This is a genomic window from Streptomyces sp. NPDC051105 (genome assembly GCF_040682795.1).
In the GTDB taxonomy this organism is placed as follows: domain Bacteria; phylum Actinomycetota; class Actinomycetes; order Streptomycetales; family Streptomycetaceae; genus Streptomyces.
The window spans coordinates 107,405-127,905 of the sequence record NZ_JBFBBR010000017.1 but is presented as its reverse complement, the minus strand read 5'-3'; the positions used below and the strand labels follow the sequence as shown (position 1 = coordinate 127,905).

16 protein-coding genes and 2 pseudogenes are annotated in these 20,501 nt (G+C 70.8%); 2 read left to right on the top strand and 16 right to left on the bottom strand.

What is annotated here, in order from left to right; all coding sequences use genetic code 11:
* Window positions 1–181: 181 nt before the first annotated feature.
* A complete protein-coding gene (locus tag AB0N16_RS33825) occupies window positions 182–2,056 on the bottom strand; it encodes a DNA/RNA non-specific endonuclease (RefSeq protein WP_365803452.1) in 1,875 nt (624 codons plus the stop codon).
* Window positions 2,057–2,615: 559 nt separating this feature from the next.
* Between AB0N16_RS33825 and AB0N16_RS33820 the strand changes: the two genes are divergently transcribed.
* Both AB0N16_RS33820 and AB0N16_RS33815 read left to right on the top strand, forming a co-directional pair.
* Window positions 2,616–2,870, top strand: coding sequence for a Smr/MutS family protein (locus AB0N16_RS33820; protein ID WP_365803450.1), 255 nt, complete (start codon window positions 2,616–2,618; stop codon window positions 2,868–2,870).
* A 184-nt stretch (window positions 2,871–3,054) separates the two neighbouring features.
* Window positions 3,055–3,285 (top strand): annotated as a pseudogene (locus tag AB0N16_RS33815) (S1 RNA-binding domain-containing protein); the annotation flags it as partial.
* 111 nt (window positions 3,286–3,396) lie between these two features.
* On the opposite strand, the pseudogene AB0N16_RS33810 reads toward AB0N16_RS33815, so the two are convergent.
* From AB0N16_RS33810 to AB0N16_RS33740, 15 genes and pseudogenes are all read right to left on the bottom strand, one after another.
* Window positions 3,397–3,723: pseudogene (locus AB0N16_RS33810) on the bottom strand (SDR family NAD(P)-dependent oxidoreductase); the annotation flags it as partial.
* Window positions 3,724–4,108: 385 nt separating this feature from the next.
* Window positions 4,109–5,032, bottom strand: coding sequence for a GNAT family N-acetyltransferase (locus tag AB0N16_RS33805; RefSeq protein WP_365803599.1), 924 nt, complete (start codon window positions 5,030–5,032; stop codon window positions 4,109–4,111).
* Between the two features lie 520 nt (window positions 5,033–5,552).
* Window positions 5,553–6,779, bottom strand: coding sequence for a metallophosphoesterase (locus AB0N16_RS33800; RefSeq protein ID WP_365803448.1), 1,227 nt, complete (start codon window positions 6,777–6,779; stop codon window positions 5,553–5,555).
* A 192-nt stretch (window positions 6,780–6,971) separates the two neighbouring features.
* Window positions 6,972–8,534, bottom strand: coding sequence for a carboxylesterase family protein (locus AB0N16_RS33795; protein ID WP_365803446.1), 1,563 nt, complete (start codon window positions 8,532–8,534; stop codon window positions 6,972–6,974).
* Window positions 8,535–8,549: 15 nt separating this feature from the next.
* Entirely contained in the window at window positions 8,550–9,185 is a 636-nt protein-coding gene (locus AB0N16_RS33790) for a GPP34 family phosphoprotein (RefSeq protein WP_365803444.1), read from the bottom strand.
* A gap of 113 nt (window positions 9,186–9,298) precedes the next feature.
* Entirely contained in the window at window positions 9,299–9,958 is a 660-nt protein-coding gene (locus tag AB0N16_RS33785; RefSeq protein ID WP_365803442.1) for a response regulator transcription factor, read from the bottom strand.
* Window positions 9,955–11,127, bottom strand: a complete 1,173-nt coding sequence (locus AB0N16_RS33780) for a sensor histidine kinase (protein WP_365803440.1) — start codon at window positions 11,125–11,127, stop codon at window positions 9,955–9,957. Before AB0N16_RS33780 ends, AB0N16_RS33785 begins: the two co-directional genes overlap by 4 nt.
* Window positions 11,128–11,524: 397 nt before the next feature.
* Window positions 11,525–12,037: a hypothetical protein gene (locus AB0N16_RS33775; protein WP_365803438.1), complete on the bottom strand. Its 513-nt coding sequence runs from the start codon at window positions 12,035–12,037 to the stop codon at window positions 11,525–11,527.
* Window positions 12,038–12,250: 213 nt separating this feature from the next.
* A complete protein-coding gene (locus AB0N16_RS33770) occupies window positions 12,251–12,811 on the bottom strand; it encodes a hemerythrin domain-containing protein (protein WP_365803436.1) in 561 nt (186 codons plus the stop codon).
* 206 nt (window positions 12,812–13,017) lie between these two features.
* Window positions 13,018–13,191 (bottom strand): hypothetical protein, encoded by a 174-nt coding sequence (locus tag AB0N16_RS33765; protein ID WP_365803434.1) that lies wholly within the window; start codon window positions 13,189–13,191, stop codon window positions 13,018–13,020.
* A gap of 412 nt (window positions 13,192–13,603) precedes the next feature.
* Window positions 13,604–14,611: an SDR family oxidoreductase gene (locus AB0N16_RS33760; protein ID WP_365803432.1), complete on the bottom strand. Its 1,008-nt coding sequence runs from the start codon at window positions 14,609–14,611 to the stop codon at window positions 13,604–13,606.
* A 20-nt stretch (window positions 14,612–14,631) separates the two neighbouring features.
* Entirely contained in the window at window positions 14,632–14,988 is a 357-nt protein-coding gene (locus AB0N16_RS33755; RefSeq protein WP_365803430.1) for a hypothetical protein, read from the bottom strand.
* Window positions 14,985–16,787 (bottom strand): thiamine pyrophosphate-requiring protein, encoded by a 1,803-nt coding sequence (locus AB0N16_RS33750; RefSeq protein ID WP_365803428.1) that lies wholly within the window; start codon window positions 16,785–16,787, stop codon window positions 14,985–14,987. Before AB0N16_RS33750 ends, AB0N16_RS33755 begins: the two co-directional genes overlap by 4 nt.
* Before the next feature lie 2 nt (window positions 16,788–16,789).
* Complete coding sequence (locus AB0N16_RS33745; RefSeq protein ID WP_365803426.1) at window positions 16,790–19,882, bottom strand: FAD-linked oxidase C-terminal domain-containing protein; 3,093 nt, start codon at window positions 19,880–19,882, stop codon at window positions 16,790–16,792.
* Window positions 19,879–20,490 (bottom strand): isochorismatase family cysteine hydrolase, encoded by a 612-nt coding sequence (locus AB0N16_RS33740; protein ID WP_365803424.1) that lies wholly within the window; start codon window positions 20,488–20,490, stop codon window positions 19,879–19,881. The genes AB0N16_RS33745 and AB0N16_RS33740 overlap by 4 nt, the downstream gene beginning before the upstream one ends.
* Window positions 20,491–20,501 lie beyond the last annotated feature (11 nt).

Here is a 20,501-nt window from a genome sequence, read left to right as displayed (position 1 = left end):
GCGGATGTCAGGGTGGTGTTCCGTGACTGCCTGGCTTGTCGATCGTCTGGCACTCGGAGACCCTGAGTCAGGGGTTCCGGGCGGAGCTCGTGGATGCCGTGGTCGCGAAGACCCAAGACCGTGAGGAGCCGGCGTGTCTCACGCGCTGTGGCTTGACGAGACACGCCGGCGGGCCGCCAGGTCAGTCCCAGTGGATGTCGGCCAGGTCATCCAATGGTCTCCGCTCTGACACCGCCTCCGGCACGAGCAGGTGGTCGCCCTTGTGAAGGGCGGTGGGGAAGCGGATGTGGGCTCGTTCCTCGATCTCGTCGAGGGTGACCTGGAAGACGCGGAACTCGTCGAGGTCCAGGGCTTCGAGCTGGTCGAGGTTCTGCGTGAGCAAGAACGCCTTGGCCTTCAACTCACCTCGCTCCACGAAGGCGATGACCTTCCAGAACTCACGGGGGATCTTCACGTCCCGGTAGACGCGGTCGTCGTCCTGGAGGACCGGTCCGCCGAAGACGCTCACCTTCAGGTCGTCCACGTCGACGTCGGCGAAGATGGCGTCCTCGAGCTCGCCCCACAGGCCGTTCTTGGCGCTCTGGTTGAAGTCGTCCATCTGCGGGGTGATGTTGGTGTAGAAGAACGAATCGGTGTTCGCCTTCTGGGCCTCGGGCATGCTGCCCCAGATCAGGTCCGCACGGCGGGCTATGTGGCCGCGGTCGAGCCGGTTGGCCTCATACAGTTCGTTCCCGACCTGCGTGTTCGCGGGAAGCCGCGGGTCCTTGGTGAAGGGTATGCCGGACCGGCTGAGCTTCTTGAGGCTGGCGCCGTCGATGTTCCAGCCCACCCAGAAGGGGAAATGCCGCTTCTTGCTGAGGGCCAGCGAGTAGTGCGTGTACGGGATGACCTCGGAGCCACCGAGGCGTACGGCGTCCCCGCTGATCTCCGCGGTCAGCTGCGGAATGTCGATCTGTTCCCTGAGGAAGTCCGGGTTGTAGCCCTGCAGGGGCTGCACCTCCTCGGGAGAGGGCTGCTGCAGGGTGATGTCGAGCTTCTCGAAGACGGAGCCGGCGAGGCAGGCCAGCGCGTGGTCGTCGGGGTCGCCGGCGCTTTCGCCGCCGAAGTGCAGTCCGGCGATGACTTTGCTCGGCCGGCCGTTCTGCTTGAACAGCCAGGCTGCGCCCGAGTCACCGCCGCTGCTGATCTGCTTGTCTGCCGCCGGGTGCTCGTTGTCGGGCCCGATCTCGAAGCAGCCGATGGTTTTCTCGCCGACGTCACCACCGTAGTCGATCTTGGCCATCGTCTGGATGCGGCGGACGATCCCGTGGGTGACGCCCGTGGTCCGTCCGCTCTTGACGACCTTGTCTCCCAGAGCCGCCTCACCCAACTCCTGGGGTGCCACGTCAAGTCCCAAGATCTTGGGATCGAACGTCCGACCCTCTTCGATGGTGGCCACGGCGCAGTCGCCGGCCGCCCCCAGGTGAGACCGCCTCAGGACGCCGAGGCGGTTGCGGGAGATCTGGTTGTCGTCGAACCGGCCGGGCTGGACGGCCTCCTCGCCCAGCTGACCGTCCGGGCCCTGCAGTACATGCCAGTTGCTGAGCACGTATGGGGTGCCGTCGGTCCTGTCGAACACGATGCAGCCGATGGTGCCGGCCGAGACCGTCACACCGCCGACACTGGCCCCCGGGGCTATGGGGTTGAGGCGGGTCTTTCGCGGAGGCTTCTCAGCCTCCGCGACCACGCGGAAGTGGGGCTGGTAGCTGCGCTCGATGACGTCGGTCGGCACCTTCACCCCGTCCACCGTGATGCTCTCCGGGATCCGGGTCGTGCCCAGCGCCTCGAGGGCTTCCGGCTCGGCCTTCCTGTTGACCGTGAACTGCAGTGCAATCTGTTTCCCCCGAGTGCCGTTCTTGAGTTTGTGACCGATTCCGACGGACGACACGTTGGGGTCTGCGAGCAGGTCCGCACCGCGCGTGCGGATGTACTGCTTCAAGGACTCGATCAGCTTGTCCTGGGAGGACGCCGATTTCCTCGGCGCCGACGCAGTGCGGGTCTTGTTGTTGGTGGGCATGAAAGGGAGACGTCCCTTCGCGGAGGAGGGAGAACGGCTCGCGCAACGCACCGCGGGCCAGTCAGAGCGGGTGCGGTGTCGCTGCGAGCGTCCGCTGGCCACCACTCATCGAAACAGGACCGCGAGGCATATGCCTCAATATGGTGACCCAGAAGGTGCACTCCCTCGGGGCTCCTCGTAAGCAGGTCGCCGGGGGATCGGGTGGAGACGGCGGATCCCGCCGTTGGGGGAACGTCCGGGGCGGACCGGCCTCGGGGGCCTTCGTGCCGCGATCTGACGTACCCGCCCCGAAGCCGGCAACCTGCCCCCCGGGCCGCGTCGACGGGGTGCGTGTTCTGCCCGGCGGCACGCCGGCCGACCGCCCGGCCGACTGCGATCTTCGCGCGGCAACCCCGCGCGTGTCCGAGCACGTCGCCCCCGGCGGCGCCGAGGTCGGTTTCGCGGTCGCTGGTCTGTCGGTTGTTCCACGTCTCGTACACGGTGGAAGGCGTCCTGGCAGGGTGGCACATGACACACTCGGACCGGGTCGTCACAGGTGGCGGCAGCGGGAGGTAGCACCTTGCTGACATTGGATTTGCACCCGATCTTCCGGAACAACCGCGACATCGAACTCTCGCTGCGGCAGATCGTCTTCCAGGCGAAACGCACAGGAGAGCCCGTCGTGCAGATCATTCACGGAAAGGGCACTGGGCAGCTCAAGGGGCGCGTCCTCGCGTTCCTCGGCCAGAAGCACATCAGGAAGCTGTACGACCGCGTGGAGATCGACACGGTGAACACGGGCCGGATCCTGGTCCATTTCGCGCCACGTTCCTGAGTCCCCGCCCCGCTCACTCGGCCTGTTCCCGGAACGCCTGGACGCATCGCCGTACGACTTCGCCCCGACGCCCCCTGCACGAGCAGCGCCCGGCCGACGCCGACTTCTGGGCCCGCCCGCGCTGGGTAACCAGCGTCCACCGAGCCGCGTACCTGGAGGAGACCTACGCCGCGAACGCCTCCCGATGGCACCGCCTCACCCGCGACACCATCGAGGCAGTGCGCTCGTCACCGGCACGGTGACGACCATCGCCCGCTTCGGCGCCGCCTTCGTGGACATCGGCGGCTTCACCGCGATGATCAACATTCCGGAGCTGTCCTGGCGGCCGATCAATCACCCGTTCGACGTCGTCAGCGTCGGCCGGCAGATCACCGCCGAGGTCCTCGACGGCGACATGGTCAGGGAACGGGTGCCGCTGTCTCGCCGAGCAGGGCAGGAAGTCCCGTCGCCGCAGGTGGCGCAGCGGATCGGGCAGGTGGTCACCGGACCGGTCACCAAGATCGTGCCGTTCGGCGTCTTCGTGCGCCAGCGGCTCGCTCCGCATCGCTCCCGCGTTGTTGACCAGGATGTCCAGGCGTTCCGAGTCGGCCATGACAAGATCAGCGAGGCGCTGACACTCGTCGTGCCTGGACAGGTCGGCGGGGATTGCCTGAACGTCGCCGAATTCGGACAGTAGATGCTGTGCCTCCGCGCACGCGTCTGCCTTGCGTGAGCTGATGACGACGCGGGCGCCCGCCTGAAGAAGGCCGCGCGCTATCATCATCCCAATGCCCCTGGTGCCGCCAGTGACAAGGGCGTACTTCCCACTCAGATCGAAAAGTTCCGTGCGAGTGGTGGATTGGTTGTCCGCCATTGGTCTCCGTCCCTTCGTTAGTGGAAGAAATCGCCGACATGGTCGCGCATTCGGGGCAGCTGAATTAAACCGATGGGGGTATAGCTGCGGTGCGTGTCCATGGAGTGTTGTCGGCGCTTTCGGCTCAACCAGGTTGACAGGCGTTCTGGACGTCTGGGAGACCCTGGTGATACAGGTACTGTGAGATCCCCCCTTCCTGGTGCGCTGACCCCGGATCCACCAGCTTGATGCCGGCGGATGGTTCTTCCAGAAACGAAGAAGTGCCTTGCGACCTGCGATGATGGGGTTTCTCTAGGACCACATCAGGCAGGATCGGCAAGGCACTTCGTGAAGTTCCCGGGGCGCGTGGACGCTGCTGGGCCTCAAGCCCGCGCCCCATGCGCGATCAGCCCCAGGTCATGTTGATTTCACGCTCGAAATTGATGTATCCAGCGCGCCGGAATGCATTCGCCATCGGGATGTTGCCGAGGTCCGTGGACGCGCGGATGCGTGGGACATGCTGCTCGGCGAGGACGCGGGTGCCCTCGGCGAGGATGTCGTCGATGTAGCCGTTGCCGCGGTGTGAGGGGAGCACCGCGATGTAGGCGATGATCGCGTTGTAGTCGTTGCGGGCCGGGATGACGAACCCCACTGGCTCTCCGTGAGGCAGTGTGGCGACACGCCACCAGTCCCGCGGGGTCGTGTAACGCGCCAGCTCGTCCTCGTAGTGCCGGACGGCCGCTTCGTGCACGGACATCCGGGTCAGGGCATCACGGCCATGTGCGTCGAGCGTTCCGTCCAGAACCGAGGCCATCAGAGCCACGAGTTCCTCGCCATCGTGGACCGGCCGGAAGAGGAGGCGCCCGTTGGGCTCGGGAACGGGCGATTTTGGACGCCATTCCAGGCGCAGTCGTTCGACGAAGAGCCGGGCACCGGTCCGTCCGAGGACCGTCATGCGGTCTTCGACGGCCTGTCTCGTGACCGCGTTCTCACGCCAGTCCGGCGGGACGAAACGGCTGTACTCAGGGCGAGGCGACCCGTTCGGGAGGGTAGCGGCCATCGCGGTCTGTAGAAGTCGCACCCCGATGTCCACGTGATCGGAGCCCGAGGCGCTGTCTTCGATGTCGACGACGTCCAGGATGAGTGGTGCGTCGCCGGCTGATCGGCTCCACCAGGCTGCCCTGGCCAGCAGGCGGTCACCGCGCAGGGCGACCCACATCCACGCCGGACGTCGGCGCCCGGCGGCAAGGTCGTCCGCCAGTTCCTCGTTGAGGACGTAAGGCAGTTGGGAGAAGAGGTCGAGTTCTTCGCGTCCGGTGATCGGACGCATGGTCAGGTCGTTCGTTTTCACGGTCAAGGCACGCTCCGGTGAAGGCGCCCGTCCGCTCCGGGGTCAGACGCGGTCCGCACCCCGGGAGGACACAAGCGCGGTGATCATGGCGATCATGGGCGTATCCCTCCTCTCGCTGTCGTGGCCCCTCAACCCTCGTGTCGGGGATCCGGCAGCAACATCTATCCAACCGCAGCCCCGGTCCGCAAACCCTTTTCGATCAACCTGCGTCCGACAGTGCCGAACAGCGAGCCCGGCGCCGTCAGTTGCAGGTTCCGTCACCGTGGTTCACGGCCCGCGGGAAGGCGGTTCAACTGGCCTGTCGCCGCGGTGGACTCTGGCAGGCGAACGCCCCTGTCGGTCGGCATCTCCGCCGCCAACCGCCTCCACCGCCGCTACGAGCGCAAGCGGAAGACTTCCTCGCCTTCACCGCCATCGCCGCGACCCTTATATGTCACCGGGGACTCACCACGGGAGCCCAGTCGGGCGGCAGTTTCGTAGGCGCCGCAAACTCCCGTGGTCACGTTGAGGGAAGGCTTGGGCGATGCGGCGAGCGGAGTACGAGCAGGGTGATCTCGCTGGGGGCGAAGACGCGGAACGGCGGGCCCCAGAAGCCGGTCCCGCGGCTGGTGTAGAGGAGGGTGCGGGTGCCGTGGTGGCTGAGGCCGGCGAGGGCGGGCTGGTCGATGCGCACCAGGTGGTGGAAGGGCCAGATCTGGCCGCCGTGGGTGTGGCCGGAGAGTTGGAGGTCGACGCCGTCGGCTGCCGCCCGGTCGACGAACGTGGGCTGGTGGGCCAGGAGCAGGACGGGGTGGTCGGGGTCGGCGCCGTGCAGGGCTCCGGCGAGGTGGGCACGGTGGCCGGCGAGGCCGGAGGACTCGGCGGTGACGTCGTCCACGCCGGCGACCACGAGGGTGTCGCCACCGCGTTCGAGCAGCAGATGACGGTTGCGCAGCGGCTCCCAGCCCAGTTCGTCCATGAGGTCGACCCAGCCCTGGGCCTCGCTGTAGTACTCGTGGTTGCCGGTGACGTAGACCCGGGCCCGGGTGGCCTGCACGGTGCCGAGGGGGGCGGCCTGGGCGCGGCGGCGTTCGGCCGTGCCGTCCGCGATGTCTCCGGTGTGGCAGACCAGGTCGGCCTGCAGAGTGTTCACGGTCTCGCATACCCGTGCCGACCAGCGGGCTCGGTCGAGTGGGCCGTAGTGGGTGTCGGTGATGAGAACGACGCGCGTGCCGTCCAACCCGGCCCCCAGGCGCGGAAGTCGCACGTCCAGGCGGCGTACCCGGGGTACTCGGCGGGCCTCGGCGTACCCCCAGGCGAGCAGCACGGCGGCGGTGCCGAGGACCGCCCAGGTGACGATCCGGGCCCGGTCCTGGCCGTCGCCGACACCACCCACGGTCAGGGCGAGCCGCAGCAGGACGCCGAGCAGAACGGACCAGGTGAACAGGACCCAGATGGTGCCCAGCAGGGTGTCCCCGACGATCGCCGCCCAGTCCTGCTGCCGCCGGCCGTGGCCGCGCACCATCGCGAGCGGCATACCGATCAGGCCGAGGGCGAACAGGGCGGTGCCGGCCAGAGTGACAGGGAGCGGCCAGTGCTGGCCGGCGTGCAGCAGCAGCCAGCAGGGCACGGTCCACAGCAGGACGGGGGCGATGAGGGGGAGGTAGCGCATCAGGCGGAGCAGTCGGCTCCGCTGGGTGTCGTGCGCCGCACTGTCGGCGGATCGGGTTTCGCTGGTGTCGGTCACGCTTCCCCTCCTTGAGCAACCGGGCTGCCCTCGCGCGCACTGTATCCGGCCGCCTCCGGACCGGTCGGGCGGGGTGTTCATGGTGGGCAGCCCCATGCGGCGAGGGGTCTCGGCCGGGCGGTGAGACTCCGCTGCGGCGGTGTACTACGAAGGATTGCCGGGCCTGAGCCGAGCCGGGTCACGTGCGCGTGGTCATCCGAGGGTGGTCCAGAACGCGCAGTGATGGCGGGACAATGGCGTGCGGGTGGGGACGAGGTGGTCCGGCGCCAGGGACAGCACCGTCTGCCGGGGCCAGGGTGGGGACGACGGGCCGTTCGGGTCGGCGGTGCGGGCGAAGCGGGCCCAGTAGTCGATCATGGTGTCGGCGAGCCGGTGCTGTGCCGGGGTCAGGTCGCGGGGGCGGCCGCCGAGGTCGAAGAGGTAGGGAAGTTCGCCGGCGTGCGGTGCGCCGAGCGGGAACGGCGGCGTGCCCGGGGTGAGCAGCGGGGCGTGCTCGTCGGCGAACTCGTAGCGCCAGACGGGTACTTGGCTGGCGAGCAGGCCGCCGGTGCGTGCCGTCGGGCAGGCGAAGTTCGCGTCGCCGATGACTGCGCCGAACACCGGGCCCCCGTCGGTGCGGTGCACCGGGTATTCGCGGACGATCGCCTTGGCCTGTCCTGGGGAGGGGAAGAAGGCGGACACGACGTCGGGCCAGGTGTCGGGGGTGACGGGGTTGCCGGCCTGGACGATCCCGGCGGCCCAGCCGTTGCCCTCGTCGTGGTTGTTGCCGATGAGCACGGGGACGCGGTGGAAGCGGCCGGCGGCGATCGCCGCCGCAGGGTCGCGGGGCAGCAACGGAGTGCGGTACGCGGGCTGTTGATCGGAGTCCTGGGCGGCGAGCAGACGCGAGACAGCCACGCGCCGCAGACAGGCCAGCACGTCGCGGGCGGAGCCGCAGCCGACCTTTGCCGCCAGGTCCGCGCCTGTGGCGCGCGCCGTGGACAGGGGGACGGAGGACGGGGCGAATGGCCGGTCGGGGCGACCGGTGCACGGCCCGCTCTGGATGATCGCCCGGTCGAAGAGCGCCGCGGCGGCCGGTGAGGCGAGCTGGGCGCAGACGCTGTAGCCGCCCGCCGACTCCCCGGCGAGGGTCACGTTGTGCGCGTCGCCGCCGAAGGCACCGATCTCCGTGCGGACCCAGCGCAGCGCCGCCTGTTGGTCGGCCAGGCCGAAGGTGCCGGAGCCGGTCAGCCCGCGGTGCGCGAGGAAACCGAGGGCTCCGAGGCGGTAGTTGACCGTGACGACCACGACGTCGCCGCGGGTGGCCATGCGGTGGGCGTCGTAGGAACCGCCCGCCCCGGTGGTGAACCCGCCGCCGTGCAGCCACACGATCACCGGCCGGGGGTGCACCGGTTCCGCGCCGTCAGGTGTCGTGATGTTCAGCTGGAGGCAGTCCTCGTCGGTGCTGCCGCCGGGCACCTCGCCGGCCGGCTGCGGACAGGCACCCGCGGGCCGGGTCGCGTCCCGTACCCCGGGCCAGGGGGCTGCGGGGCGGGGCGGCGCCCAGCGCAGGCCGCCGACCGGGGGCTCCGCGTAGGGGATGCCCTCGAAGGTGCGGTAGCCGTCGTGGGCGGCGCCCCGCACCACGCCGTCGTGGGTGCGTACCGCCGTTGCGGCGGGCCGGTCGGGCCGGCTCGGTGGCGCTGTGGACCAGGCCGTCGCGAGGACGGCGGTCAGGGCGCAGCCCAGGGTGGTCAGGACGCGGTGCATGCTCATCGTCTCCCCGTTCGGTCAGCTGCCGCCCATGCCGCCCTGTGCGGCGATCATGGTCGTCGGTAGCGCGCGTACAGCTTTCTCCAGTCCGGGCGCGAGCACGGCCAGCGAGCTGGTGCAGGCGTCGATACGGGCCCGGCAGGCCGAGTGGTCCTGGCGTGACACGATCGAGCGGATGCGGCCCGCCGCGGCCAGGGCCAGCAGCGCGGCGTCGGCGGCGGGGATCTCCTGTACGGGGCCGTGCCCGTGCAGCACCGCGGACACGCGGGCACGGAGTGCGGCGGGCACGGCGCGGTCGGTCACGGTCAGCCGCCGGGTGCCGAAGCGGGTGCGGGGCGCCTCGACGGTGAGAACTCCCGCCGCGGCGAGCCGGTCCTCCACCTGGATCAGGGTCCGCTTGCGGTGGCGGCGTACGAGGTGCTTCCAGCCGTGTCCGGCGGCGTCGCGCAGGACGTCGTCCAGGACCGGGTCGCCCGTCGACCGCGTGCCGGTCACGGTGACCGTGCCGCCGTCCTCTCCCAGCCGGCCGCGCAGCGCGAGGTCGATCAGGGCGGCGGCCCGGACCAGCAGCTCCGTCCGGGAGCGGTCGTAGGGGCCCTCGGCCGCGTCGTCGTGGGCGAGCAGATACATGAGGCAGGCCAGGTCGTCGGTCACATCTCGACGCTACGGCCGCACGCGCAGGCCACGGATCAGCCGCGGGAACGGGCCGGCACTGGGAACACAGGAGGACCGCGGCTCGGTCTCCTCCTTGAGAAGGAGACCGGTTCTCAGGGCCGGCGCGGCTGCACGAGGCCGTGGTCGTAGGCGGCGACGACGGCCTGGACGCGGTCGCGCAGACCCAGCTTGCGCAGTACCGCGGTGACATGGTTCTTGACGGTGGCCTCCGACAGGTGCAGCCGCTCGGCGATCTCCGCGTTCGACAGCGCCTGACCGATCAGCGTGAGCACCTCCCGCTCGCGGCCGGAGAGGTCCCGCAGGGAGGGCGGCGGCGCGGGGTCGGGCGTGGTGCGCAGGAACCGGTCCAGGACGCGGCTCAGAACGGTGGGCGCCAGCAGTGCGTCGCCGCGCGCGGTGAGGCGGATCGCCTCGACAAGTTCGGCGGGGCGCATGTCCTTGAGCAGGAAGCCGCTGGCCCCGGCCCGCAGGGCGGCGACCACGTTCGCGTCGACGTCCCAGGTGGTCAGCACGAGCACCCGGGCCCCACTGCCCGACTCCGCGAGCTGCCGGGTCGCCTCGATGCCGTCCACCACGGGCATGCGTACGTCCATCAGCACCACGTCGGGCGCCAGTTCCAGCGTCAGCCGTACCGCCTCCCGGCCGTCGGACGCCTCACCGACCACCTCCAGGTCGTCCCGGGCGTCGATGATCATACGGAATCCGGTGCGGACCAGGGCCTGGTCGTCGGCCACCACCACGCGCAGCGTCATCGCGCGCCCTCCACCGGCAGCCGCGCCGCCACCTCGAACCCTCCTCGGGCGAGCGGACCGGCGCGCAGGCTGCCACCCAGGAGCCGTGCCCGTTCCTTCATCCCCAGCAGACCGCGTCCCGCTCCCGCCGCGGCCGAACGGCCCTGCGGTGCAAGCCCGTTGTCGACCACCGTGACCTTCACGTACTCGCTCTCGGCCGTCACGCGCACGCTGACCTCGTCGGCGCCGACCGCATGGCGCAGCGTGTTGGTGAGGGCCTCCTGGACGATCCGGTACGCCGCCAGGTCCACCGCGGCCGGCAGCCCGGCGGTGGCGCCCTCGCGATGCACGTGCACGGTCATCCCGGTCGCGCGCACGGTGTCGGCCAACTCGTCCAGGCGCGCGAGCGAGGGCACCGGACCCCGCTGCTCCGCAGCCTCGTTCGTCCCCTCATCGGGCCCGAACGCCCGCAGCAGAATCCGCAGTTCGCCGAGCGCCGAGCGGGCGCCCGTCTCGATGGCCCGCAGCGCCTCGCGGGCCTGCTCGGGCCGTTGCACGAACACGTCGTCCGCAGCGGCCGCCTGAATGACCATCACCGACAGAGTGTGCGCCACGACGTCATGCACCTCACGCGCGATCCGTCCCCGCTCCTCCACCACAGCCCGGCGCAACTCCGCCCTCGTCCGCGCCTGTTGCGCCCCGCGCCACTGCCCCGCGGTCCATGCCAGCACCACCGCCAGCAGATAGACCGCCACCCCCGCTGGGCCGCCGCCGGCCCCGAACGCCAGCGGCCCCGGCAAGCACATCGCCACGAGTGCCCGCACCGACACCCGCCGCGGCTCGACGGCCGACAGCACGCACAAGGAGACCTGCGCCGCGAGCAACGCCCCCGTCAGGCTCACCGCGGGCAGCAGCGCCCACACCGCAAGTCCCGTCGCGGTATTCGCGGCCAGTACGGCGACCGGGGCGCGCACCTGCCATCTCAGCGCGCAGACCTGCACGAGGACCAGGGCCACGGCCACCGCCAGTGGCAGGCCGTGCTCCGCGCCGGCGACGAGTACCGAGGTGCCCAGGACGCCGAGAACCAGACCGGCCGACCCCCACCACAATGCCCTGGTCGCACGCACCGACAACGCGCCCCGAGCCTCCCCGGTGAACGCGTCCTCCGGCTTCCTGCTGCTGAGCTCCACGTCCCGACCCTATCCAGCGTCGCAGGCCGGACCGTTCAGGGAAACCACCGCCTGCGCGATGACCGTCGATGCCGACGGCAGTGGCTCGGCTCTCGACATGAGAAACGGACTGCCACCATTCCTGTGGACTGAGTCCGGCCGGGCTACGAAACTCCTCGCAGGACGGGGCGGCGGCTGATCAGCTCGATCGAACGGTGTGGGACGCTCCGGTGCCGGCTGGCGTGCGAGGGCGCCGCGGAAGCGTCGCGGCAGCCCGAGGACGTCGCGGCACAGCTCCAGGACGTCGCGGCAGCTCCAGGACGTCGCGGCAGCTCAAGGACGTCGCGGCAGCTCAAGGACGTCGCGGCAGCTCAAGGGCGTCGCGGCAGCTCAAGGACGTGACGTGCACCCTGTGAGATCAGGGCAGCTCGGCGCCCTCGGCACTGAGCAGTTCCATGAGCTGGGGCCGGTGCAGGCCGGCGATGTCCTCGAGCAGGTCGGGATGGCGCAGCAGAGGCGCGGCTTCGGTGTCCCGCGTCCCGGGATCGGTGAGCCGCCGCAGGCCGCCGGTGGTGTGGTGCTCGCTCGCTGGAAGGGCCTGCTGGGCGGCGCGGGCGGCCAGCACGGGGTCGGCCAGGAGACAGGCCGCCCAGCTGACCACCGTTTCGTCCACCCAGGTCCGCCACGCGGTGTCGTAAGGCCGCGGTTCGCATCCGGTGAGCCAGTCCAGCCGGTCGGACCCACTGGGGGCGAGCAGGTGGAGCAGTAGCACGTCGACACGCGTGGGGTGACGCAGAGTGGCGGCGAGTGTGACGGCCTGCCGGGCCTGGGCCTCGGCCAGCGCCCGGCTGAGCGCCCCGCCGGGGGCCGGGTAGGCGGCCAGGAGCCAGCGGGTGGAGGCGGCTATGACAGGTGTCAGATCGTCGGTCACGGCGGTGGGTCCCTCGGGAACGTGCTCGCCTGTGTCCGGCAGATCGGTCCCGCGAGCTGTTTCGCGGAGCCACGCTGCCCCGCTTCGTGACCCCTCAGCGTAGGCAGCCGGACCCGAGGAGGGAATGAGCCGCGTCACAGGGTGCCCGGCGTCCGTGCCGCGGCCGGGACCGAAGGTGCGCGGTCCCGGCCCAGGAGCCTGCCCCAGCGGGGGTCAGGACTTGCCGCGCCCGGTGATGAAGTCGCGGGCCCGGTCCACCAGGCCGGTTCCCGGAGCGAGGAGCTTGTTCGCGGGCGGCGTGTTCGGGGCGGCGGGGTGCGGGCGGGTCGGGGCCAGGGCCTTGGCCCGGCGGATCTTGTCCCCGAGCTCGTTCAGCGCCTCGGGGGAACAAGCCTGCCGCAACATGGGGAAGAGGTTGTCCTCCTCGTCCTGGACGTGGGCGGCGACCTCGTCCATGAGCTGTTGCAGCAGCGGGCTCATCCGGGGATCGTCGGTGTCCGTCTTCTCCACCTGCTTGAGGAGCTTCTCGACCCGGCCGTGATCCGCGATCTCCTTGTCCGCGATCCGGTCGCCGCCCTCGATGTGCTCGCGCACCGCCGGGTACAGGTATTCCTCCTCGGCGATCGAGTGCCGTACCAGTTCGATGGTGACCTCGTCCACGAGATCACGGAGCTCCTGCCCCCCGCCCGGCATCCCCTGGATCCCGGCGAACATCTCCTCGACCTCACGGTGGTCGGTCATCAGTTCCGCAATCGCGTCTCCGCCATGCCCCATCGTCCGTCCGCCTTTCGCTGATCATGCTCGGCGCGGGTCCGTCCCGCCCAGCAGTCAGTGGTTCCCGATCCGGCTGGATCCGGCGCCGTCCCGCGTGAGGTCCACCCGGTCGGATGCCTCCGCCATTCCGGGAGAGAGGAACCGACCGGCTCGTGACGGTGCGCGGGACGGGGTGACAGCACCCCCAGGCGTCTGTGTGGCGAAGCTCAGTCCTCGCCCCGTACGACGTTCCAGTCCTCCCTCTGTCGCAACCGTCCCGTGGTGTTGTCGAGCGTCGCGCGCATACAGGTGCGTATGCCCTGCCCGCGCAGGCGGCGCGCCCTCGCCCAGCCCGTCTCGGGGCGGCGTACCGCGGTCGGGTTGCTGGCTTTCGCAGTCACGGCGGATCATCTTCCTTCCGAGTCAGGCCTGTTGGGGTCCGATTCATCCTTCTCTGCCCCCAGCTCTTCTTCTTGTCCCGAGTGTCCAACGGGCCGGGGGTGAAACCTGGTTCAGCCCCCGCGGCGTGCGCCACAGGCCATGGCGTGAGCCTGTCCTGGTGGCGGGCCCTCCGCGTCCCGGGCCTCGCGATGCGTCGGTGTGGCGCAGGAGTCTGGGGCCGGTGGCGTGGTCGAAGGCGTCCCGCCCGCCTCGGGGACCGGCTCGATCATGGTGCCGCGGGTCGCCTCACGCCCTGGGTGGGCGGACGGTGGCTCGGATTCCACGCCTGGACCGGCTGCTCGACCTTCAGGGCCGGGTCACGGGCCGCCCGACCTTCGAACGGTTACGGCGACTTCCTGCCGGCGACACCGTTCACGAGCGGCCTCCCGCGCGGTGCCGGATCCCGATCGCGGCCGCTCCCACCGCCGTCGCCGTGGCGACCGTGACGGCCGGGTGGCGGGCCAGTGCGGCCTGCCAGGAGTGGGCGTGGGCGCGGTCGTCGAAGGAGCCGTGTGCGCCGTGGTCGGTGGCCGGCGCGTCGTCGGCCGGGGTGAAGAGGTTGTCCGAGCCCGGCGGCCGCGGGGCGTCGGTCTGCTGGGAGGAGAAGCCGGTGCGGGCCAGGTAACGGTCGAGGACGGCCGGTACCAGGCGGTTGGCCCAGATGGTGCCGGCCGTGCTGGCGCCGATGTAGTACTGCTTGCGCCGGGGATGATCGGCGGCGTGCAGCACGCCTCGTGCGGCGACCTCGGGCTGGTAGATCGGCGGCACCGGCTGCGGGTGCCGGGGGAGCCGGGAGCGGACCCAGGAGAACTGCGGGGTGTTCACGGCGGGCATCTGGGCGACGGTGATGCGTACGTTGCTGCCCCTGTGCAGCAGTTCGACGCGTACGGCGGAGGTGAAGCCGTTGATCGCGTGCTTGGCACCGCAGTACGCCGACTGGAGCGGGATGGCCCGCTCACCGAGCGCGGAGCCGACCTGCACGATGGTGCCCCGGTCGCGCGGCAGCATCCGGGCGAGTGCTGCCCTGGTGCCGTTGACGAACCCGAGGTAAGCGACGCTGGTGACCCGCTCGTACTCCTCCGGGGTGATCTCGGTGAAGGGCGCGAACACGCTGGTGAAGGCGGAGTTGATCCAGACGTCGATGGGACCGAGGAGCCGTTCGGCGGCGTCGGCGGCCGCCTCCACCTGGCTGGGGTCCGCGGTGTCGGCCTGCTGGATCAGCGGGTGGCCGCCGCGTTCCGCGACCTCCCTCGCCGCCCCTTCGAGTCCGGCCTCGCCCCGCGCGATCAGGACGATGCTCGCGCCGCGCTCGGCGTAGAGCAGGGCGGTGGCGCGGCCGATGCCGGCGCTGGCTCCGGTGATGACGACGACTTGCGACATGGTCCCTTCCTTCGGGTCCGTCAGCTGATGCGGAAGGAGCGGGCCCGCTCGGCGGCGAGGCTCAGGCCCAGCCCGATCGCCTGCGCGGTGATCCCCGGCAGACCGGCGTTGCGTACGGCGCGGTGCATGGCCTCGTTGGCGCGCGGCACGTCGAGGGCCGAGACGCCGGGGACCACGTCGGCGAGCATGTCGTCGACGACCTGTGCGGCCGCCGGCGGGGCGTAGGTGTACCCGAGTCCGGTGGCCTCGCCGCAGCGGACGGTGGCCAGGACGGGCGTGGTGCCGTCCCAGGCCGAGGTGCCGTCCGCCTCGGGCGCGTCCGTCGGGACCGTGCAGACCGCGCTCTCCACCCGCTCGACGATCGGCAGGTCGCTCACCGTCGCCCCGATTCGTGCCGGTGCGGCAGGAACTCCTGCATCTTGGCCTTGAAGCCCTGCCGGACCATCCCGGCCCGGTCGCTGTCGCCCTTGAGGACGGCCGAGGCCGCGGCCTCGATCTGGTCGAGGGTGGCGTGCGGCGGGATCGGCGGTACGGCGGGATCGGTCACGAAGTCGAGCACACACGGCCGGTCGGCGGCGAGCGCGGCCTCCCAGGCGCCGGCCACCCCGCCCGGCTCGTCGATCCGCATGCCGGTCAGACCGAGCGAGCGGGCGAAGTCGGCGTATGCGACGTCCGGGAGGGACTGCGAGGGCAGGAACTGCGGGGCACCCTCCATCGCGCGCATCTCCCAGGTCACCTGGTTGAGGTCCCGGTTGTTGAAGACGGCGACGATCAGCCGCGGATCCTCCCAGTCCTGCCAGTACTTGGCGATGGTGATGAGCTCGGCCATGCCGTTCATCTGCATCGCCCCGTCGCCGACCAGGGCGATCGCCGGCCGGTCGCCGTGCGCGAACTTGGCCCCGATGGCGTACGGCACACCCGGCCCCATGGTGGCCAGCGTCCCCGACAGAGAGCCCCGCATCGACCCGCGCAGCTTCAGATGCCGGGCGTACCAGTTGGCGGCGGAGCCCGAGTCGGCGGAGAGGATGACGTCGTCCGGGAGCAGCCCGTTGAGGGTGTGGGTGACGTACTCCGGGTTGATCGGGTCGGCGTCGACATCGGCCCGCCGCTGCATCACCTCCCACCAGTCCTTGACGTTGTCCTCGATCTTCGTCCGCCAGGAGGGATCCTCCATCTGCTCCAGCAGCGGCAGCAGCCGGCGCAGCGTCCGGGCGGCGTCGCCGACCAGGTTGACCTCGAAGGGGTAGCGCAGCCCGACCATGTGGGGGTCGATGTCGATCTGCACGGCCCGCGCCTTGCCGAACTCCGGCAGGAATTGCGTGTAGGGGAAGGACGAGCCGATGACGAGCAGCGTGTCGCACTCACGCATCAGTTCGTACGACGGCCGGGTGCCGAGCAGCCCGATCGCGCCGGTGACGTACGGCAGGTCGTCGTCGAGGGCGTCCTTGCCCAGCAGTGCCTTGGCGACCCCGGCGCCGAGCCGGTCGGCGACCTCCTGCACCTCCGCCCGGGCGCCGCGCGCTCCCTGACCGATCAGGATGGCCGTCTTGCCGCCGGAGTTGAGCACCTCGGCGGCCCGCCGCAGGTCATCGTCGTCCGGCACCGGGGCGTAGTGCGGCATGCCGAGGCTGGAGGGCACCATCTTGAAGGCGTGCCCGGGCGGCGAGTAGTCCAGGTCCTGGACGTCCGCCGGGACGATCACGGCGGTCACCGAGCGGCGTGCCATGGCGGTGCGCATCGCCCGGTCGAGGACGTTCGGAAGCTGCTCCGGGACGGTGACCATCTCGCAGAAGTCCGAGGCGACGTCCTTGTACAGGCTCAGCAGATCGACCTCCTGCTGATACGAGCCGCCCATGGCACTGCGGTTGGTCTGACCGACGATCGCCACCACCGGCACATGGTCCAGTTTGGCGTCGTACAGACCGTTGAGGAGGTGGATGGCACCCGGCCCTGAGGTGGCCGCGCAGACCCCGACCCGGCCGGAGAACTTGGCGTAGCCGACGGCCTCGAACGCGGACATCTCCTCATGGCGGGACTGGATGAACCTGGGCTTGTTGTCCGCTCGTCCCCAGGCCGCGAGCAGGCCGTTGATGCCGTCACCCGGGTAGGCGAAGACATGCTCCACGTCCCACTCGCGCAGCCGCTGGAGGATGAAGTCGGAGACCTTCGTCGACATGTTCAGAACCTTTCCCGATGGTGACGTGCGAGGTATGGGTGGTGCAGCCGCCGTACGGCCCCCAGCGCGGCCGTGGCCGCCAGCGTCCCGGCGACGGCGGTGGCCGCCCACCGGGCCGTGCCGGAGGGTTCGGCGGGCCGCCGGGCCGGCCGTTCGGGGCGGTCGCTCGGCAGGGGGCCGTCGAGTGCGAGGGCCAGCGCCTCCGCCACGTGCAGGGCCCGGCGCCCGGTGCCGCCCTGTTCGATCTGGGTGCGGCAGCTGAAGCCGTCGGCCAGCACCAGGCTGCCGGGGGCGGCCGCGCGGACCGCGGGCAGCACTCCCAGCTCGCCGACGGCCATGGAGACTTCGTGGTGGCCGCGTTCGAAGCCGAAGTTGCCGGCCAGACCGCAGCAGCCCTCGTCCAGGACGCCCGCGTCGAGCCGGGCCCGGCGCATGAGTTCACGGTCGGCGTCGAACTTCATGATCGCGTGCTGATGGCAGTGGGTCTGCACGATCGCCTGCCGGGCGAGGAAGGGCGGCCGCCAGCCGGCCGGCGCGTGGTGGACGAGCTGTTCGGCGAAGGTGCGCGTCTGCCGCGCCAGCCGCTGCACGTCCTCGTCGCCAGGGAGCAGTTCGGGCGCGTCGGACCGGAAGACGGCGGTGCAGGAGGGCTCCAACCCGATGATGGGGGTGCCCGCCTCCAGGTAGGGGCGCATCACCCGGAGGGTGCGCCGCAACACCCTCTTCGCCGTGGCCAGTTGGCCTGTGGAGATCCAGGTCAGGCCGCAGCACACGGGCGTGCCGGGCACGGCGACCCGGAAGCCGGCGTCCTCCAGGACCCGCACGGCCGACATCGCGACCGAGGGGTGGAAGTGGTTGCTGAAGGTGTCCGGCCACAGGACCACCGTCGCCGGATCCGCCGGGTCCGGCTGCCCGGTGCCGAGGGCCCGCCACCACCGCAGGAAGGACCGCTCCGCGAACACCGGGGGCCGCCGGGCCCCGTCAACCCCGGCGAGGCGCTTTCCGACCCGGCCGAGACCTGGCGCGTGCAGTGCGCTGTTGGCCAAACCCGGTGCGTGCTCGGCCAGTTGGGCCCAAACCGGCAGCCAGCCCATCGAGTAGTGGGCGGCCGGGCGCGGCCGGCCCGCATAGTGGTGGGCGAGGAACTCGGCTTTGTACGTGGCCATGTCCACACCCGTCGGGCAGTCCGACTTGCAGCCCTTGCAGGCCAGGCACAGGTCCAGAGCGTCCCGCACCTCGGTCGAGCGCCAGCCGTCCGTGACCGCCGAGTCGGGATGACCGTCGAGCATCTCGAACAGCAGCCGCGCCCGCCCCCGGGTCGAGTGCTCCTCCTCCTTGGTGGCGCGGTACGAGGGGCACATCACGTCACCGTGCAGGCCCCGGCAGTTGCCGATGCCGACGCAGCGCAGCACCGCCCGGGTGAACGAGTGGCCGTCCTCCGGATAACCGAAGTGGGTGTCACGAGTGGCCGGTTGCCAGGCGGCCCCGAGCCGCAACTGCCCGTCCACGGGCTGCGGGTCGACGACCTTGCCCGGGTTCATCCGGTGGCCCGGGTCGAACAGGGCCTTCAACTCGCCGAAGGCGCCGACCAGTCGCTCCCCGAACATCCGCGTCAGCAGCTCGCCCCGGGCCTGCCCGTCGCCGTGCTCGCCGGAGAGCGAACCGCCGTAGGAGGCGACGAGGTCGGCGGCCCGCTCCAGGAACCGCCGGAAGTCCGCCACCCCGTCCGCGGTCTTCATCCCGAACGGGATCCGGGTGTGCACACACCCCTGCCCGAAGTGCCCGTACAGCGAGGGGTGGTCGTAGCCGAACTCCTCGAACAGCCCTTTCAGACCACGCAGATACTCGCCCAGCCGCTCGGGCGGCACGGCCGAGTCCTCCCAGCCCTCCCAGGTCTCCCGGTCGTCCGGCGGCCGTGCGGTCACCCCGAGTCCGGCCTCCCGCGCCCTCAGCATCTTGTGCTCGCGCCGCGGATCGTCGGAGAAGGCGACGGAGGAGTCCCTCTCGGACCGGCCGATCGCCTGCAGCAGAGCGTGCGCCTGGCCGTCGACGTCGTCCTGGCTGTCCCCGGTGAACTGCACCAGCAGCCAGCTGTCCGCCTCCGGCAGCGCGCGCAGCGAGTCGAGATAGGCGTGTTCCTCACGCATCAGCTGCGCCATCCGCCCGTCCAGGGCCTCCAGTTGACCGGGGGAGCAGTGCTCCAGGAGGTGGGGCACGTCGTCGGCGGCCCGGCAGATGTCGTCGTACCCGAGCACCAGCAGTGACTCGTACAGCGGCACCGGGACCAGGTCGAGTTCGGCGTGCAGGACGGTCACCAGGGTGCCCTCGCTGCCGACCAGGGCCTTCGCCACGTCGAGGCCGTTCTCCGGGAGCAGCGAGTCGAGGTTGTAACCGGAGACCCGGCGCGGGATCTTCGGATAGCCGCGCCGGATGTCCGCCAGATACTCGGCGACGATGCGGTCGAGACCGTCGTACAGCTCGGCCCGGCGGCCGCCCTCGGCGGCGATCCGCGCCCGCTCGGCCCGCGAGGTGGGCCCCACCCACATCCGATGCCCGTCGTACGTCAGCACTTCGAGCCGGCGCACGTTGTCGACCGTCTTCCCGTACGCCTGCGCGGACGCCCCGCACGAGTTGTTGCCGATCATGCCGCCCAGCGCACAGTGACTGTGCGTCGACGGCTTCGGGCCGAACTGGAGGCGGTGGCCGGCGAGCAGCCGGTTGAGTTCGTCCAGGACGATGCCCGGCTCCACCACACAGGTGCGGGCGGCTGGGTCGACCGACACCAGCGCGTCGCAGTGCTTGCTCCAGTCGATCACCACGGCCGCGTTCGTCGTCTGCCCGGCGAGGCTCGTGCCGCCGCCGCGCGACAGTACCGGGACGTCGAAGCGGGCACACAGCTCCACCGCGCGGGCACCGGCCTCGACCGTGCGGGGGACGACCACGCCGAGCGGGACCTGCCGGTAGTTGGAACCGTCCGTGGAATAGGCGCCCCGGCTGCCGGCATCGAACCGGACCTCGGCGTCGGTCCCGGCGCGCAGGGCCGTGACCAGGCCGGCGAGGGGGTCTGCGGGGTCTGCGGGGACGCGTGTGTTCATGGCCGACCTCTGGACTGGTGCGCGGTCTCCTCCGGTACGGGCTGCCGGGTACCCCGGAAGTCGACTTCCTCCGCCAGGACAATTCGGGCACCCATGTTGCGCTCCATCATTTCCAGCGCGGCGGCCTCCAGATGCGGGTGGATGGAGGCGACGGCGTCCCTCGGCACGGTGACGTCCAGGTGGCGGATGTGGGCGTCCAAGGCGGAGTACAGCACGCACTGCTCGGTGACCTGCCCGGTCAACACCACTGTTCCGACGCCCAGTTGCCACAGCAGGTACGACATGGGGGTGTCGTAGAAGACCGAGTGCCGGGCCTTCACCACGAAGAGGGACTCGGCGTCGGGCCGGATCGGCTCGACCAGGTCGGCGTGCGGGCGGGACAGCGCCGAGTCGACCAGTTCACCGTGGTGGGAGCGCCAGAGGCCGAAGTTGTCGTTCGCGTAGATCACCGGCCCACCCGTGTCCCGCGCCCGGCCGATCAGCTCCGCCAGGACCGGCACGACCCGCTGGGCCGCGGGCAGCAGCAGCTCGGCGTCCTCGTGCTCGTAGGTGTTGATCATGTCGATGACGACGAGTGCGCTGCCGTCGGTCTCTCCGGGTCCGGACACGGTGTTCACCA